The organism is Sphingomonas sp. FW306-1B-B10E (assembly GCF_058782005.1).
This window is the reverse complement of sequence record NZ_JBYSXG010000002.1, coordinates 1-13,021: the sequence shown is the minus strand read 5'-3', so window position 1 is coordinate 13,021 and position 13,021 is coordinate 1. Positions and strand designations below refer to the sequence as shown.

Here is a 13,021-nt window from a genome sequence, read left to right as displayed (position 1 = left end):
AACATGAAGACTTGTCTCGTCGTCGACGACTCCAAGGTGATCCGCAAAGTCGCGCGGCACATCCTCGAGACGCTCGACTTTGAAGTGCGCGAGGCCGGCGACGGCCGCGAGGCGCTCGATTCGTGCATGGCAGCGGCGCCGGACGTTATCCTGCTCGACTGGAACATGCCGGTAATGAGCGGAATGGATTTTCTGCGCGCGCTCAAGGATTCGGGTCTTCCGCAGCGCCCCAAAGTGGTGTTCTGCACCACCGAGAATGGCATGGCCTATATCCGCGCCGCGATCGAAGCCGGGGCCGACGAATATGTCATGAAGCCGTTCGATCGCGAGACGCTCGAGAGCAAGCTGCAGATCGTCGGCGTCGCCTGAGCGCCGAACGCCGCATGGCCGTCGCACTTTCCTCTGTTCTTCCGGAGTCGCGCGGCGCCCTGCCGCCGGCGCAGGTCCTGATCGTCGACGATTCGGTCGTCGCGCGATCGGTGCTCGGCCGGATGGTCGACGGCACGCGGCGGTTCCGCGTCGCCGCAGCGTTGAGCGATGTGCGCGGCGCGCTCGACTATCTCCAGAGCCATCACGTCGACGTGGTGCTGCTCGATATCGACATGCCCGGGATCGACGGACTGACCGCGCTGCCCGACGTGCTTGCCGCGGGCAAGGGCGCCAAGGTGCTGATCGTTTCCTCTTCCGCCGACGAAGGCGCCGCGGTGACGGTGCAGGCGCTCGCGCTCGGCGCCGCCGACACTTTGGTCAAGCCGGGGATCGGCACGTTCGGCGGACGCTTCGCCGAGGTGCTCGAAGAACGCCTTTCGCGGCTGGTCGAAGCTTCCGAGCACCACCATCAGGCGGCTTCGCGCCAGAGCCCGGAGACGGCGCTGCACGACTTCGATGTGGTCGCGATCGGCGCATCGACCGGGGGCATTCATGCGCTGAGCCAGTTGTTGCGGGCGATCCCCGCCAGCTTCCAGATCCCGATTTTCGTCACGCAGCACCTGCCGATCTCGTTCATGAGCTATTTCGCGGCACAGCTTGCCGTGCTCGGCGGGCGGCCGTGCGAAGTCGCCACCGATCGCATGCGAGTGCGGCCGGGCCGGATCATCGTTGCCCCCGGCGATGCGCACATGCGCGTGGTCAAGATGTCCGACGGCTGGTCGATCCGGCTGAGCGACGAACGCTCGTTGAGCGGATGCATGCCTTCGGTCGATCCGATGTTCGAATCGATCGCGGAAGTGTTCGGCAAGCGTGCGCTCGGCGTCGTGCTGAGCGGCATGGGCCGCGACGGCGCCGATGGTGCGCGGCACCTGGTCGAGGCCGGCGGGCGCATCCTCGTGCAGGACCGCGATAGCTCGACGATCTGGGGAATGCCCGGCGCAGTGGCCAATGCCGGCCATGCCAGCGCGGTGCTCCCCCCCGATGAGATCGGCCGGCTGATCGCCTGGCAGGGGAGGGCATGATGCACTTTCCCGTCACTACGCCCGCCACCTCGTCGGGCGCGATGAACATCATCTCGGCGCTGCTCGAACAGCGCACCGGGCAGCAGATCGCCGCGAACCGGGCGTGGCGCATCGAGACCGCGCTCAAGCCGCTGCTGCGCGAAAAGGGACTTGCCTCGCTCGATCAGCTGGTCGCTCAGCTCGTCGCGACGCGGACGGGGGATTTGGGGGATCAGGTCGTGGATGCACTGCTGAACCAGGAAACGAGCTTCTTCCGCGACGCCGCGGTGCTCGACATGGTCGCTGACGCCACCAAGGCGATGCAGGCCGAGCTCGGCGGGCGCAAGGTGCGGATCTGGTCGTCGGGCTGCTCGACCGGTCAGGAACCGCTCAGCCTCGCGATGCTGTTCGACGAGCGCGGCATGGGGCAGGGCGCGACTGCGCCCGAGATCGTCGCGACCGATGTCTCGCCCGCCGCGCTCAATCGTGCGCGCGCCGGGCATTATTCGCAGTTCGAGATCCAGCGCGGGCTTCCGGTGCGGCGGATGATGACGTGGTTCGACAGCGCCGGGGGCGATTGGGCGGCCAAGCCCGATCTGCTGCGCCGCATCACGTTCCGCCAGCACAACCTCACTGCCGACGCGCCGCCGCCTGGCAAGTTCGACGTGGTACTCTGTCGCAATGTCATGCTCTATTTTTCGCAGGACGTGCGCCGCGACGTGTTCGCGATCCTAGCCGCATCGATCCGGCCGGGCGGGCTGCTCGTCCTCGGCGCCGGCGAGACGGTCATCGGGCTGACCGACCAGTTCAAGCCGTGCGACCAGTATCGCGGTTTCTATCGCGCCGTCGAGGGCGTACCGGCGAAGCGCGCAGTCTTCGGCTGATCGCGCTCTTGCCGGAGGCCGGTTCGCGCTCGTAACGTCGCCGCGATGACCCAGGGCCTCCCGATCATAGACGCGCCATCGCCCAATTTCGACGCGCGCGAACTGCCGATCTCGATGCTGGTGCTGCACTATACCGGCATGGAAAGCGCGCAGGCGGCGATCGACCGGCTGCGCGATCCCGAGGCCAAAGTGTCGGCGCATTATCTTGTCGACGAGGACGGCAGCATCCTGCGGCTGGTCGACGAGCGGCACCGCGCCTGGCACGCCGGGCGCTCGCACTGGCGCGGCGTGACCGACGTCAATTCGGCGTCGATCGGGATCGAGATCGTCAATCCCGGGCACGAATTCGGCTATCGCCCTTTCCCCGATGCGCAGATGGGATCGCTGATCCCTTTGGTCGCGGAGATCAAGGAACGCCACGGCATCACCCGCGGTAACGTCGTCGGCCATTCGGACGTGGCGCCGGCGCGCAAGCAGGATCCAGGCGAATTGTTCAACTGGCACGCGCTGGCGCGGCTGCGGCTGGCATTGCCGCGACCGACCAAGAATCTCGTCGATCCGGGCTGGCCCGATGCAGGGTTCATGCTTGCGCTCGAGCGGTTCGGCTACGACGTGACCGAGCCCGAGGCCGCGGTGACGGCGTTCCAGCGGCGCTTCCGCCCAGAACTGATCGACGGCGAGATCGACATGGAATGCCGCTGCATCCTGCTCGCCTTGCTGCTGCCCAAGCCCCAGGGCGACGATTGAGATAGCTGCACGAAAAAGAAGGTGTGCGGCTGATTCACCGTTTTCGGCAATTCCGTGGCAGCGCCGGGGCGCCTACCGTCGACCGCTGGAGGCAGCAAAATGCTCAATGGTAGCGGAATGACTCGGATGGGTCCGGTGCAGGTACGGCTCAGCGGCGTGATCAAGGTCGATGCGGACGACAAGGAAGTCCCCGCGGTCAACACCCCGACGGTCGCCGAGGCGACGGCGTTGCTCGACCGCAGCGCGCGCGTGAACGGCGCCGATGGCGTGATCGAGGTGGGTTCGGACTATCGCCGCATCGCGATCGGGCGCGGGCCGCTGTCGACGCAGACCCTGGTGGCGGTGCAGGCCTGGGGTACGGCAGTCAAGGAAGCCGAGATCGCCGAGAAGCAGGAAGCGCCCGAACAGGACACCCCCGACGCGGCATAGGCCTTGCGCGGCGCTCGCGCGGCGCTAGAGCGGTTCGGCCAGAGGGTTGGGCGGCCGCGGGTGCGCAAGCACGCGAGGAAAGTCCGGGCTCCACGGAACCACGGTGCCGGGTAACGCCCGGCGGGCCAGCTTGCTGGCTTAGGGAAAGTGCCACAGAGAGCAGACCGCCCGCTGATTCTTCGGGATTGAGGGCAAGGGTGAAAGGGTGCGGCAAGAGCGCACCGCGCGACGGGCAACCGAAGCGGCACGGCAAACCCCACCGGGAGCAAGACCGAATAGGGGCGGCACATGGGCCTGGTTCCGGCCCGTCGCCCGGGTTGGTTGCTGGAGCGGCGGAGCAATCCGCCGCCTAGAGGAATGGTCGCACATCGCGTCTCGGCGCGAGGACAGAACCCGGCTTATAGACCCTCTGGCAATCGTGCTCCTGCGAAAGCAGGAGCCCAGGGTCGCGAGCGAGGTGCTCAATAGTACTGGGGTCTCGCTTTCGTAGGGGCACTGCGGTGTTTTGACGGGTGGCGTTCAGGCATTCGCGCCCCTATCTGGCCCCCATGCCACGTGCGACACGATCTTCCGACTGGGGCTTCCCTCGCTGGCGCGAATATGGCGCCGAGCGCGAGGCCGTGAAGGTGCGGCTGTGCGACCGGCACGGCTGCGAGGAGCCCGGCGACCGCCCGGCGCCCAAATCGCCCAACAGCCCCGATCGCTGGTATTTCTGCGAGACGCACGCCGGCGAGTACAACCGCAACTGGAACTATTTCGAAGGGCTGACCGCCGAAGAGGCCGCGCAGCGCGAGGCCGAGGAGCGGCGCGACGCGTCGGGCTTTGCCGAATCGAAGCACAATAGCTGGGCCGGCCCCGGCGACGGCAGCCGCTCGCGCGACGAGATGCGCGCGCTCGAAGTGCTCGACCTCGAAGTCGATGCCGATTTCGAGACGGTGCGACTGGCGTGGCGGCGGCTCGCCAAGTCGAATCACCCCGACGTCAAGCCGGGCGACGCCGAGGCGTCGAAGCGCTTCCAGGCGATCCAGGCGGCGTATGAAGTGCTCAAGACCGCCGAAGAGCGCCGGACTTGGAAGCCCGATTGAAGCCTTCGGTCCGATCGAACTGGTCCAATGCCGTGCTGGTCTGTTCGAAATGCTCAAAGAAGCTCGACGGCGGGTTCGGGCCCAAGGGCAGGACGCCGCTCGCCAAGGCGCTGCGGAAGCACCTCGGGCTCGGCAAGGGCCGCAAGAGCGCGGCGGGAATCGTCGAGGTCAAATGCCTAGGGGTGTGCCCGCGCGGCGCGGTGACCGTGGTCAACGGCGTCGCGGCGCGCGAATGGCTGCTGGTGCCCGAGGGGGCGGATCTGGATGTGGTGGCGGCGGAGCTGGGGTTAGCTCCCTAACGTCCCGCTCACCCTGAGCTTGTCGAAGGGCGGGCCTTCTTCTGCCGTCAGCTCGCAAGAGAAGAACGGTGCTTCGACAAGCTCAGCACGAACGGGGAGCGGCGTCGCTCTATGCCTCCGCGTACCGCGTCGCAGTCTCGCGGATCAACGCGATCATGTTGGGGATGCCCTGGGTGCGGTTCGAGCTGAGCTGATTGCGCAGGTCGAACGGAGCGAGCGCGGCCTCGATGTCGGTGGCGAGGATCTCGGCCGGGCTGCGGTCCTGGACGGTGAGCAGCACGAGCGCGATGATACCCTTGGTGATCGCCGCATTCGAATCGGCGAGGAAGTGGAGCGCGCCGTCATCCTTGCGCGTAGGGTAGACCCATACCGATGCCGAGCAGCCGCGGACGAGCGTGGCGTCGGTCTTGAGCGGCTCGGGCATCGGCTCGAGGCCGCGGCCGAGATCGATCAGCAGGCGATAGCGGTCGTCGGCGTCGAGGAATTCATATTCGTCCTGGAGGTCGGCGAGGCTGGTCATGCCGGGCGCTATAGCGTGCGGTTGCCGCTCGCATAGCCCCTCCCCCTGGAGGGGAGAGGCTTAAGAAGGGTCAGAGATCCACCCCGGCGGCGATCGCCTCTAATTTGCGGATGCGTTCCTTGAGGTCGGCGATCTCGATGCGCGATGCAGCGGAGGGCATTGCCGGCTCAGCGTCGAATGCCGGATTGCGGTGCTCGGCGAGCTCCTGCTGCTTGAATGCGAGCCAGCCGCGCCAGCCGGAGAGGCCCGCCGCGGTGACCATAGCGAGGCCGGCGAGGCCCGAGACCGAAAGCGTGATGTAGAGATTGGGATCGATGGTCATTGCATGCCTCCCTGATCCGGAGTTTCGGCGCCTCAGGCGCCCAGTTGCTGCTGCCGGGCGAGCTTTTCCGCGCGGCGAACGGGGCGGTCCCGGCTTTCGGCAAGGGCAATGGCTCCCCCGCACAGTGCCGTAAGCACTGCGAACACGACGATGATCATTTGAATTTCCTTGTGTTTGCTGCGCCAGGCAGCGGGATCAGTTGAGCGGCGCGTCGCGCAGCTGTTCGATTTCATCCGCGACGGCGATGCCGCGGTCGGTGACGATCCGTTCGAGCACCCGGACCCTTTGCTCGAGACGCTCGGTCTGCGCGGCGTATTGCGCGGCCTTTTCGGCGACCATCTGGGATTCGATCTCCATCTGGCGCTCCTTGAGCTTGAACCAGGGCCGGACGAACACGCCGCCGAAGATGGCGAGCAGGCCGCAGGAGATGCCGAGGATCGGGATAAGCAGCGGGTTGATCATCGTTCGGCTCCTCAGTTGGTCTTGCCGCGCAGCTGCTCGATCTCGCGATCGAGGCTGTGGGCGCTGTCGGTGACGATGCGTTCGACATTGGCGAGGCGGTCCTTGACCGAGCCGAGCTCGGCGCGAAGCTGCGCATTTTCCTGGCTCAGCAGCCGGATGCGCTCGATCGCCTCGTCATTCTTCTGCGGGTAGATCGCCTTGCCCCAGCTGTTCTCGAGCGGATAGCCGTTCTTGATCCGGAGCCAGGTGGTGAAGATCCACCCGATGATCCCGAAGAAGCCGAGCAGCATGCCGCCGCCGAGGATCCAGGGGAGGTTGTTCATGATCGCCGCGTCGTTCATCGGATGGGCTCCTTCGTTCAACGCAGGCTGTCGATTTCGCGGGCGACCCGCTCGGCGGGATCGGTGGCGATCCGTTCGAGCACCGCGATCCGCTCCTCGAGCCGCGAGATCTGACCGGTCAGCCGCTCGTTCTCGGTGGAGAGCAGCGCGATCTTGCGGTCGGCCTCCAGGTCGCCGGCGGGCTCGCCACGACGGCGGCTGCGGCGCTCTTCCATCGGATAGCCGTGCTTGGCACGGACCCAGGTCTGGAAGGCCTTGGATGCCATGACCGCCGCGACGATCAGCACCGGTACCAGCCAACTCAACTCCCTCATTTCTTCCTCCCTGTTGACGGCCGCGCTCAGCGCAGGCTGTCGATCTCGTCGGCGAGCCGCGTGTTGCGGCTCGTATAGTACATCTCGATGTCGGCGAGGCGGCGATCGATGTCGCGGAAGGTCGAGCGGACCTGCGCGGTCGAGCGGCTCGGGTTCGAGCGGACGCCCTGCCAGAACTTCTCTTCCTCAGGGCCCTGGTAGAGCCCGGCCGGCTTGTTCGGCGCGAGCCAGGCGACGAGGAAGTAGAAGAACACCGAGGTGAAGCTGGTCGCGAAGGCGAGGAAAACCATTCCTACCCGGAGCCAGATCGCCTCGATCCCGGTGTAATCGGCGAGGCCCGAGCAGACCCCGAGAACCTTGGCATTCTGCTTGTCGAGATAGAATTTGGTGCGGACGGACATTTCAGTTCCTCCTCGAGATGTCGAAGGGGCTCGGCTCCTGGCGCGAGGCGGAGAGCGGCCGGAAATCGGGGTTGTCGGCGGCGATGATGCGTTCGACGGTGAGCAGGCGCTCCTCGAGCTGCTTGGCGGTGTAATAGAGCTCATCGAGAAGCTTCTCGTCCTCGCCGGTGATCGTTGCGGCGGTCTTCCACCGAGTGATGTAGTGCATGATCACCCAGGGAAGGCCGACGAACAGGATTCCGACGATGACGATGGGCAGGAAAACCTCTTCCATCGCTTACGCCCCCTTGTTCAGACGTGCCTTGAGCGCTTCGAGCTCGGCATCGACCTTCTCGGACGAGCGTAGTTCGGCAATCTCTTCCTCGAGCGTCTTGGGCGCGGCGCCTAGGCCGGCTGCATCGGCGCGCCCCTCGGCGAAATCGACCCGGCGTTCGAGGACGTCGAAGCGCGAAAAGGCATCCTGCATCTTCGAGCCGTTGGTCATCTCGCGCAGGCGGGTGCGGTTGTTCGCGCTCTCCAGCCGAGCGACGATCGAGTTCTGACGGACCCGCGCCTCGCGCAGCTTGTTCTGCAGCTTGTTGATGTCCTCTTCCGAAGCCTTGAGCGCTTCGTCGAGCACGTTGATCTCGGTCGAGAGCTGCTCGCACATGTCGGCGGCCTTCTGCTTTTCGACCAGCGCGGCCTTGGCGAGATCCTCGCGGCCCTTGGAGAGCGCCAGCTCGGCCTTCTCGGTCCAGCTCTCCTGGAGCTTTTCGAGCTTGGCGATGTGGCGGCGCATTTCCTTCTGATCGGCGATCGTGCGCGCAGCGGAGGCGCGAACCTCGACCAGGGTCTCCTCCATCTCGAGGATGATCATGCGGATCATCTTGGCCGGATCCTCGGCCTTGTCGAGAAGGTCGGTGACGTTGGCGGCGATGATATCGCGGGTTCGCGAGAAGATACCCATTCTAACAGCTCCTTCGTTTTTTTCGGGGTCCGCCGGGAGTGACTAGGGGGTGCCCCTCCCGGCGGGTTTCCGCTCGCGGGGCGGCGAGCGGAGCGACCTGGTTTGCCTTAGACGATCGCGGGGCCGACGGCGCCGGCCATCAGGATGGCGCTGGCGAAGAAGGCGACGGTGATGGCGAAAAAGGCGTTGCGGACATTCTTGGCTTCGTACGTCATGATCTCGTTTCCCTGAACCTGTGTTTCGATGCGCCCGTTGCGGGCTTGTCGACAGCTTTGCAGGAGGCGTGCCAATTCACGAGAATGGCTGAAATCCGCCATTCTTTCCCTTCATCCCGCATTCGGCGGCTAGATAGGGCTTGCCAAGGTTTAGGAAAATTCGCCAAAGCTTCGGCATGGAGCGCGCAACCCAGGTCATCGGACAATCCGGAGCTTTTCTCGACGCGTTGGAGCGCGCCAGCCGCGCCGCTGCGCTCGACCGCCCGGTCCTGGTCATCGGCGAGCGCGGCACCGGCAAGGAGCTGGTCGCCGAGCGCCTCCACCGGCTGAGCCCGCGCTGGGACCAGCCGCTGATCGTAATGAATTGCGCGGCGCTGCCCGAGACGCTGATCGAGGCCGAATTGTTCGGGCATGAGTCCGGCGCGTTTACCGGCGCTACCAAAGCGCGTGCAGGGCGCTTCGAGGAGGCGCATCGCGGGACGCTATTTCTCGACGAGTTGGGAACGCTGTCGATGGCGGCGCAGGAGCGGCTGCTCCGTGCGGTCGAATATGGCGAGGTGACGCGGATCGGCGCATCGCGGCCGCTCAACGTCGACGTGCGCATCGTCGCGGCGACCAACGAGCATCTGCCCGACAAGGTCGAGAAGGGCACGTTCCGCGCCGACTTGCTCGACCGGCTGAGCTTCGAGGTGGTTACCCTGCCGCCGCTGCGTGCGCGACGGGGCGACATCGAAGTGCTCGCCGAATTCTTCGGGCGGCGGATGGCATCGGAGATCGGGCTCGCCGACTGGCCGGGCTGGGGGCCGAACGCGCTCGACGCGTTGCTGACCTATGACTGGCCGGGCAATGTCCGCGAGCTGCGCAACGTCGTAGAGCGCGCAGTGTATCGCTGGGAGCGCGAGGGGCCGGTCGATTCGATCGAGATCGATCCGTTCAAGTCGCCGTTCCGCCCGCGGACCGCGGCCGCCGCGCCGGCTGCGGCGCCTGTAGAGGCGGCGCCCGCGCCGGCGGGCGAGACCGCGCCGTTGGCGGCGTTCGACGGCGGGACGGACTTCAAGTCGCGAGTCAATGCGTTCGAGCGGCAAGTGCTGTCGCGCGCGCTCGCCGAGCATCGCTACAACCAGCGCTCGACCGCGGAGGCGCTGGGGCTGACCTACGACCAGCTGCGCCACGCGCTCAAGCGGCACGAGCTGCTGGGGGCGGGGGGCTAGGCTGGGTCCCAGATCGCTTTTTTCGTTTGTCGCGCGCAATGAAATTTGCGGGACAGCGGGGGTTTTTCGGGGCTAGGGAAGGACCGCAACCCGCTACCGATCGTTGGGCGGGTCGAATCCTTTTCGCCGACGGAGATTCCCCATGGCTTTCGAACTTCCCGCGCTGCCTTACGACAAGGACGCACTCGCCCCGCACATGTCGGCGGAAACGCTCGAATTCCATCATGGCAAGCACCACAAGGCCTATGTCGACAAGACCAATGGCTTCGTTGTCGAAAAGGGCCTGGACGGGCTCAAGCTCTCCGAGGTCATCGCCAAGGCCAAGGAAACCGGCGACAAGGGCCTGTTCAACAACTCGGCCCAGGTGTGGAACCACAGCTTCTTCTGGCAGTGCCTGAGCCCCGAGAAGCAGACTCCGAGCGGCAAGCTGGCCGACCTGATTACCGAGGGCTTCGGTTCGGCCGATGCGCTGGTCAAGCAGCTGGTGACCGAGTCGACCAACCACTTCGCCAGCGGCTGGGGCTGGCTGGTGCTCGACGGCGGCAAGCTCAAGGTGACGTCGCTGCACGACGCCGACACGCCGGTCGTCTATGAAGGCATGCAGCCGCTGCTGACGATCGACGTTTGGGAGCACGCTTATTATGTCGATTACCGCAATGCGCGGCCGGCCTATCTCGACGCCGTCTCGGCGAACCTGATCAACTGGGACTTTGTCGCGCAGAACCTCGACGGCCAGGGCGTCAGCCGGGCGGATCAGGGCTGAACTGCTCTTCCCCTCTCCTCGGGCCGAGGAGAGGGGTTCGTCTCAATCAATCCTTGGCACCGCCCTGTTTCACGTCGCGTTCGATGCGGAAGCCCCATTCGTCGGTGCCGTTGCCGCATTTACCCTCGATCGCCTTGCCATCCTCGACGATACGGCCCGTGCAGGATCCGGCGTCCGCAGTAGCTTCATTGCGATATTTGTATGCGAGCTGGGTGTCGGTGATCCTGCCTTCGCCCACGCTCATCCGCTCGCCATCGCGGGTTGACGTGTAGCGGAACGCGGTGCCGGTCTGCTCGAAGGTGTAGCGATAACCCTCTGAATCGTGCCAGCCGCCCGCCACATCGCTTGTGCTCGCAGCTGCGCGCGTCCGATCTGCTTCCGGTTCTGGCGTGGGTAACGGCGCACTATTAGTCGCACCAGCTATGGGGCTCGCAACGGGGTCTGGTGCCGTAGCAGGTCCAGCCATCATCACCGAAGCGCCGAAGCCAAGCGCGCCGAGGAACATCAGCCCGAACGCGGCGAGCTTTACCTTGTCCCCAGAGGCCTGGAAGAATCGCCAAGCCAGGAAGGCGAGCACGAGGACGATCAGCGAAAGCACGCCGAGATTGCTTCTCGCAGCTGCCTCGATCACCTTCGGTACGTCCAGCTTGCCCACGTCCGCTGCCCCTTCACATCGCGATTCGACGGTGCGAAGCTATGCTCGATCAACGCGCGCGCCAATGCGCGACGGGTAATCAGCCTTCGGGAGGAAGCGGGGCGTCTTCGGGCTTTTCGAGCTGCAGACCGTGCTTGAGCAGCATCGGGATGTTGAGCATCGCGAACACCAGGGTCATCGGGATCACCGCCCAGGTCTTGAAGGTGACCCATTGGTCCCAGTTGAGCGCGTGGCGCATGATCTCGTTGAGCACCGCCATCGCGACGAAGAAGCCCGTCCAATTGATCGTCAGCAGCCGCCAGCCCTTGGCCGACAGCCCTGGATAGGCGGTCTCGAGCAGCGCCTGGAGCAGCGGCTTCTTGGTGACCAGGCCATAGCCTAGGATCACCGCGAACATCGTATAGACGATCGTCGGCTTGATCTGGATGAAGGTCTGGTCGTGATAATAGAGCGTGAGCGCGCCGAAGGGCAGGACGAGCGCGGCGGTGATCCACAGCATCGGCGAGACGTGCCGCGCCTTCCACCACGACAGCAGCATCGCGGCGACCATGGCGACCATAAATGCTGCGGTGGCGGCGAGGATGCGTTGGATCTGCAGGCCCGGCGCGTAGCTGTTGACGAGGAAGAAGATCGCGAGCGGACCGAAATCGATCAGCATGCGCATGCCCGGGGCAAGGGGTTTGCGAGGCTCAGCCATGGGTCGGGTTTTCCACGCCGGCGATGATGCGGGCGACTTCGTTGGCGTCGAACGGGCGGAGGTCGTCGACCTTCTCGCCAACGCCGATCGCGTGAATAGGAAGGCCGTATTTCTCGGCCGCGGCGACGAGGACGCCGCCGCGCGCAGTGCCGTCGAGCTTGGTCATGACGAGGCCGGTGACGCCGGCGACTTCCTTGAACACCTCGATCTGGCTCAAGGCGTTCTGGCCGGTGGTCGCGTCGAGCACGAGGACGACGTCGTGCGGTGCGGCGGGATTGAGCCGGCCGAGCACGCGGCGGATCTTGGCGAGCTCGTCCATCAGCTCGCGCTTGTTCTGGAGCCGGCCGGCGGTGTCGACGATCAGCACGTCGATCCCGGTTGCGGTGGCCTGCTTGACCGCCTCGAAGACGATGCCGGCGGCGTCGCCGCCCTCGGGGCCGGTGACGATCGGGACGCCGATGCGCTCGGCCCAGGTCTTGAGCTGGCCGATCGCCGCAGCACGGAACGTGTCGCCCGCGGCGAGCATGACGCCATAGTCCTGCTCGACCAGCAAATTGGCGAGCTTGGCGATGGTGGTGGTCTTGCCGCTGCCGTTGACGCCGATGACGAGGATCACCTGCGGGCGCGGAAATGCCTCGATCTCGAGATGCCGGGCGACGGGCGCCAGCGCCTTCTCGATCTCCTCGGCGACGACGAGGCGGATGCCGAGCTCTTCCATGTTGCGCTCATACTGGCCCTCTGCGAGGCGCGCGCGGACCTTGGCGGCGGTGCCGGGGCCGAGGTCCGAGGCGATCAGCGCTTCCTCGATGTCGTCGAGGGTCGCATCGTCGAGCCGCGCGCCGGAAAGCCCGGCGAGGTTACCGAGCAGGCGATCGGAGGTCTTCTTGAAGCCGCCGAGCAGCTTGTTGTGCCATGAGGGATTGCTGCTCATGCCGCGACTCCGATGAGCTTGCCGTCTTCCACGCCGGTAATCGTAACAGCCACAATCTCTCCAACCGTTCGCGCTGAGCCCGTCGAAGCGCCGTCCTGCTCCTTCTCTCCGGGGGAGGAAGAAGTACAGCCCTTCAACAAGCTCAGGGCGAACGGGGCGGGGGACAGCCTGACTTCGGCGAAGTCGGGCGCGTGCCCACGGTCGCCGGGGCGTTCGATGAGAATGGCTTGCTCGGTTCCGACCAGCGTTTCTAGCCAACGCGAACGCCGTGCTGTCGCCGCCTCGCGCAGCCGGGCGGCGCGGGCCTTGATCACCGCCGGGGCGACCTGGGGCATCCGCGCGGCGGGGGTGCCGGCGCGGGGGCTGTAG

General features: G+C 65.8%; 22 protein-coding genes, 1 other RNA gene and 1 pseudogene. 10 read left to right on the top strand and 14 right to left on the bottom strand.

The window, feature by feature from the left end:
• The first annotated feature begins 3 nt into the window (after positions 1-3).
• From AC3WJI_RS01085 to AC3WJI_RS01050, 8 genes are all read left to right on the top strand, one after another.
• Positions 4-369 carry a response regulator gene (locus tag AC3WJI_RS01085; RefSeq protein ID WP_306093930.1) on the top strand — a complete coding sequence of 122 codons (366 nt, stop codon included), beginning with the start codon at positions 4-6 and terminating at the stop codon, positions 367-369.
• A 14-nt stretch (positions 370-383) separates the two neighbouring features.
• Positions 384-1,451, top strand: a complete 1,068-nt coding sequence (gene cheB / locus AC3WJI_RS01080) for a chemotaxis-specific protein-glutamate methyltransferase CheB (RefSeq protein ID WP_492755380.1) — start codon at positions 384-386, stop codon at positions 1,449-1,451.
• On the top strand, positions 1,451-2,314 hold the full coding sequence (locus AC3WJI_RS01075; protein ID WP_492755541.1) for a CheR family methyltransferase: 864 nt from the start codon (positions 1,451-1,453) through the stop codon (positions 2,312-2,314). The genes cheB and AC3WJI_RS01075 overlap by 1 nt, the downstream gene beginning before the upstream one ends.
• 45 nt (positions 2,315-2,359) lie before the next feature.
• Positions 2,360-3,061: an N-acetylmuramoyl-L-alanine amidase gene (locus AC3WJI_RS01070; RefSeq protein WP_492755379.1), complete on the top strand. Its 702-nt coding sequence runs from the start codon at positions 2,360-2,362 to the stop codon at positions 3,059-3,061.
• A 99-nt stretch (positions 3,062-3,160) separates the two neighbouring features.
• Positions 3,161-3,490 carry a hypothetical protein gene (locus AC3WJI_RS01065; protein WP_492755378.1) on the top strand — a complete coding sequence of 110 codons (330 nt, stop codon included), beginning with the start codon at positions 3,161-3,163 and terminating at the stop codon, positions 3,488-3,490.
• Positions 3,491-3,528: 38 nt separating this feature from the next.
• Positions 3,529-3,907: RNase P RNA component class A (rnpB, locus tag AC3WJI_RS01060), an RNA gene on the top strand.
• Between the two features lie 131 nt (positions 3,908-4,038).
• Complete coding sequence (locus AC3WJI_RS01055; RefSeq protein ID WP_492755377.1) at positions 4,039-4,575, top strand: J domain-containing protein; 537 nt, start codon at positions 4,039-4,041, stop codon at positions 4,573-4,575.
• Positions 4,572-4,874, top strand: coding sequence for a (2Fe-2S) ferredoxin domain-containing protein (locus AC3WJI_RS01050; RefSeq protein ID WP_492755376.1), 303 nt, complete (start codon positions 4,572-4,574; stop codon positions 4,872-4,874). The genes AC3WJI_RS01055 and AC3WJI_RS01050 overlap by 4 nt, the downstream gene beginning before the upstream one ends.
• 109 nt (positions 4,875-4,983) lie before the next feature.
• Here the strand turns inward: AC3WJI_RS01050 and AC3WJI_RS01045 are convergent, their stop codons facing one another.
• The 10 genes from AC3WJI_RS01045 to AC3WJI_RS01000 all read right to left on the bottom strand — a co-directional run bounded on the left by AC3WJI_RS01045 (position 4,984) and on the right by AC3WJI_RS01000 (position 8,497).
• Complete coding sequence (locus tag AC3WJI_RS01045) at positions 4,984-5,394, bottom strand: SufE family protein (RefSeq protein ID WP_492755375.1); 411 nt, start codon at positions 5,392-5,394, stop codon at positions 4,984-4,986.
• A gap of 70 nt (positions 5,395-5,464) precedes the next feature.
• Positions 5,465-5,716: a hypothetical protein gene (locus AC3WJI_RS01040; RefSeq protein ID WP_492755374.1), complete on the bottom strand. Its 252-nt coding sequence runs from the start codon at positions 5,714-5,716 to the stop codon at positions 5,465-5,467.
• 32 nt (positions 5,717-5,748) lie between these two features.
• A complete protein-coding gene (locus AC3WJI_RS01035; RefSeq protein WP_492755373.1) occupies positions 5,749-5,874 on the bottom strand; it encodes a hypothetical protein in 126 nt (41 codons plus the stop codon).
• A gap of 37 nt (positions 5,875-5,911) precedes the next feature.
• On the bottom strand, positions 5,912-6,178 hold the full coding sequence (locus AC3WJI_RS01030) for a hypothetical protein (RefSeq protein WP_492755372.1): 267 nt from the start codon (positions 6,176-6,178) through the stop codon (positions 5,912-5,914).
• 11 nt (positions 6,179-6,189) lie between these two features.
• Complete coding sequence (locus AC3WJI_RS01025) at positions 6,190-6,519, bottom strand: hypothetical protein (RefSeq protein WP_492755371.1); 330 nt, start codon at positions 6,517-6,519, stop codon at positions 6,190-6,192.
• Positions 6,520-6,536: 17 nt separating this feature from the next.
• Entirely contained in the window at positions 6,537-6,833 is a 297-nt protein-coding gene (locus AC3WJI_RS01020; protein WP_492755370.1) for a hypothetical protein, read from the bottom strand.
• A 26-nt stretch (positions 6,834-6,859) separates the two neighbouring features.
• A complete protein-coding gene (gene pspC / locus AC3WJI_RS01015) occupies positions 6,860-7,234 on the bottom strand; it encodes an envelope stress response membrane protein PspC (protein ID WP_492755369.1) in 375 nt (124 codons plus the stop codon).
• Between the two features lies 1 nt (position 7,235).
• Positions 7,236-7,508 (bottom strand): envelope stress response membrane protein PspB, encoded by a 273-nt coding sequence (pspB, locus tag AC3WJI_RS01010; RefSeq protein WP_492755368.1) that lies wholly within the window; start codon positions 7,506-7,508, stop codon positions 7,236-7,238.
• Positions 7,509-7,511: 3 nt separating this feature from the next.
• Entirely contained in the window at positions 7,512-8,180 is a 669-nt protein-coding gene (pspA, locus tag AC3WJI_RS01005) for a phage shock protein PspA (protein ID WP_492755367.1), read from the bottom strand.
• A 107-nt stretch (positions 8,181-8,287) separates the two neighbouring features.
• Complete coding sequence (locus AC3WJI_RS01000) at positions 8,288-8,497, bottom strand: hypothetical protein (protein WP_492755366.1); 210 nt, start codon at positions 8,495-8,497, stop codon at positions 8,288-8,290.
• 74 nt (positions 8,498-8,571) lie between these two features.
• Between AC3WJI_RS01000 and pspF the strand changes: the two genes are divergently transcribed.
• Together pspF and AC3WJI_RS00990 are read left to right on the top strand one after the other, a co-directional pair.
• The gene (gene pspF, locus AC3WJI_RS00995) at positions 8,572-9,606 is read left to right on the top strand and encodes a phage shock protein operon transcriptional activator (RefSeq protein ID WP_492755365.1); all 1,035 of its coding nucleotides are present in this window, start codon (positions 8,572-8,574) and stop codon (positions 9,604-9,606) included.
• Positions 9,607-9,748: 142 nt separating this feature from the next.
• Complete coding sequence (locus AC3WJI_RS00990) at positions 9,749-10,369, top strand: superoxide dismutase (RefSeq protein ID WP_492755364.1); 621 nt, start codon at positions 9,749-9,751, stop codon at positions 10,367-10,369.
• Positions 10,370-10,415: 46 nt separating this feature from the next.
• On the opposite strand, the gene AC3WJI_RS00985 is transcribed toward AC3WJI_RS00990, so the two are convergent.
• The 4 genes and pseudogenes from AC3WJI_RS00985 to AC3WJI_RS00970 all read right to left on the bottom strand — a co-directional run.
• Positions 10,416-11,024, bottom strand: a complete 609-nt coding sequence (locus AC3WJI_RS00985; protein ID WP_492755363.1) for a hypothetical protein — start codon at positions 11,022-11,024, stop codon at positions 10,416-10,418.
• Positions 11,025-11,103: 79 nt separating this feature from the next.
• Positions 11,104-11,682, bottom strand: coding sequence for a septation protein IspZ (gene ispZ, locus AC3WJI_RS00980; RefSeq protein ID WP_492755540.1), 579 nt, complete (start codon positions 11,680-11,682; stop codon positions 11,104-11,106).
• A gap of 31 nt (positions 11,683-11,713) precedes the next feature.
• The gene (gene ftsY, locus AC3WJI_RS00975; RefSeq protein WP_492755362.1) at positions 11,714-12,652 is read right to left on the bottom strand and encodes a signal recognition particle-docking protein FtsY; all 939 of its coding nucleotides are present in this window, start codon (positions 12,650-12,652) and stop codon (positions 11,714-11,716) included.
• Positions 12,649-13,021 (bottom strand): annotated as a pseudogene (locus tag AC3WJI_RS00970) (tRNA (N(6)-L-threonylcarbamoyladenosine(37)-C(2))-methylthiotransferase MtaB); the annotation flags it as partial. The gene ftsY and the pseudogene AC3WJI_RS00970, both read right to left, overlap by 4 nt.

Bases quoted from the DNA above. Each gene is read 5' to 3' on its own strand.
- AC3WJI_RS01045 (WP_492755375.1), bottom strand. From the start codon at position 5,394: ATGACCAGCCTCGCCGACCTCCAGGACGAATATGAATTCCTCGACGCC.
- pspF (WP_492755365.1), top strand. From the start codon at position 8,572: ATGGAGCGCGCAACCCAGGTCATCGGACAATCCGGAGCTTTTCTCGAC.
- AC3WJI_RS01030 (WP_492755372.1), bottom strand. From the start codon at position 6,178: ATGATCAACCCGCTGCTTATCCCGATCCTCGGCATCTCCTGCGGCCTG.
- AC3WJI_RS00990 (WP_492755364.1), top strand. From the start codon at position 9,749: ATGGCTTTCGAACTTCCCGCGCTGCCTTACGACAAGGACGCACTCGCC.
- AC3WJI_RS01055 (WP_492755377.1), top strand. From the start codon at position 4,039: ATGCCACGTGCGACACGATCTTCCGACTGGGGCTTCCCTCGCTGGCGC.
- pspB (WP_492755368.1), bottom strand. From the start codon at position 7,508: ATGGAAGAGGTTTTCCTGCCCATCGTCATCGTCGGAATCCTGTTCGTC.
- cheB (WP_492755380.1), top strand. From the start codon at position 384: ATGGCCGTCGCACTTTCCTCTGTTCTTCCGGAGTCGCGCGGCGCCCTG.
- AC3WJI_RS01035 (WP_492755373.1), bottom strand. From the start codon at position 5,874: ATGATCATCGTCGTGTTCGCAGTGCTTACGGCACTGTGCGGGGGAGCC.
- AC3WJI_RS01065 (WP_492755378.1), top strand. From the start codon at position 3,161: ATGCTCAATGGTAGCGGAATGACTCGGATGGGTCCGGTGCAGGTACGG.
- AC3WJI_RS01070 (WP_492755379.1), top strand. From the start codon at position 2,360: ATGACCCAGGGCCTCCCGATCATAGACGCGCCATCGCCCAATTTCGAC.
- pspA (WP_492755367.1), bottom strand. From the start codon at position 8,180: ATGGGTATCTTCTCGCGAACCCGCGATATCATCGCCGCCAACGTCACC.
- AC3WJI_RS01000 (WP_492755366.1), bottom strand. From the start codon at position 8,497: ATGGCGGATTTCAGCCATTCTCGTGAATTGGCACGCCTCCTGCAAAGC.
- AC3WJI_RS01085 (WP_306093930.1), top strand. From the start codon at position 4: ATGAAGACTTGTCTCGTCGTCGACGACTCCAAGGTGATCCGCAAAGTC.
- AC3WJI_RS01025 (WP_492755371.1), bottom strand. From the start codon at position 6,519: ATGAACGACGCGGCGATCATGAACAACCTCCCCTGGATCCTCGGCGGC.
- pspC (WP_492755369.1), bottom strand. From the start codon at position 7,234: ATGTCCGTCCGCACCAAATTCTATCTCGACAAGCAGAATGCCAAGGTT.
- AC3WJI_RS01040 (WP_492755374.1), bottom strand. From the start codon at position 5,716: ATGACCATCGATCCCAATCTCTACATCACGCTTTCGGTCTCGGGCCTC.
- ftsY (WP_492755362.1), bottom strand. From the start codon at position 12,652: ATGAGCAGCAATCCCTCATGGCACAACAAGCTGCTCGGCGGCTTCAAG.
- AC3WJI_RS01075 (WP_492755541.1), top strand. From the start codon at position 1,451: ATGCACTTTCCCGTCACTACGCCCGCCACCTCGTCGGGCGCGATGAAC.
- AC3WJI_RS01020 (WP_492755370.1), bottom strand. From the start codon at position 6,833: ATGAGGGAGTTGAGTTGGCTGGTACCGGTGCTGATCGTCGCGGCGGTC.
- ispZ (WP_492755540.1), bottom strand. From the start codon at position 11,682: ATGCTGATCGATTTCGGTCCGCTCGCGATCTTCTTCCTCGTCAACAGC.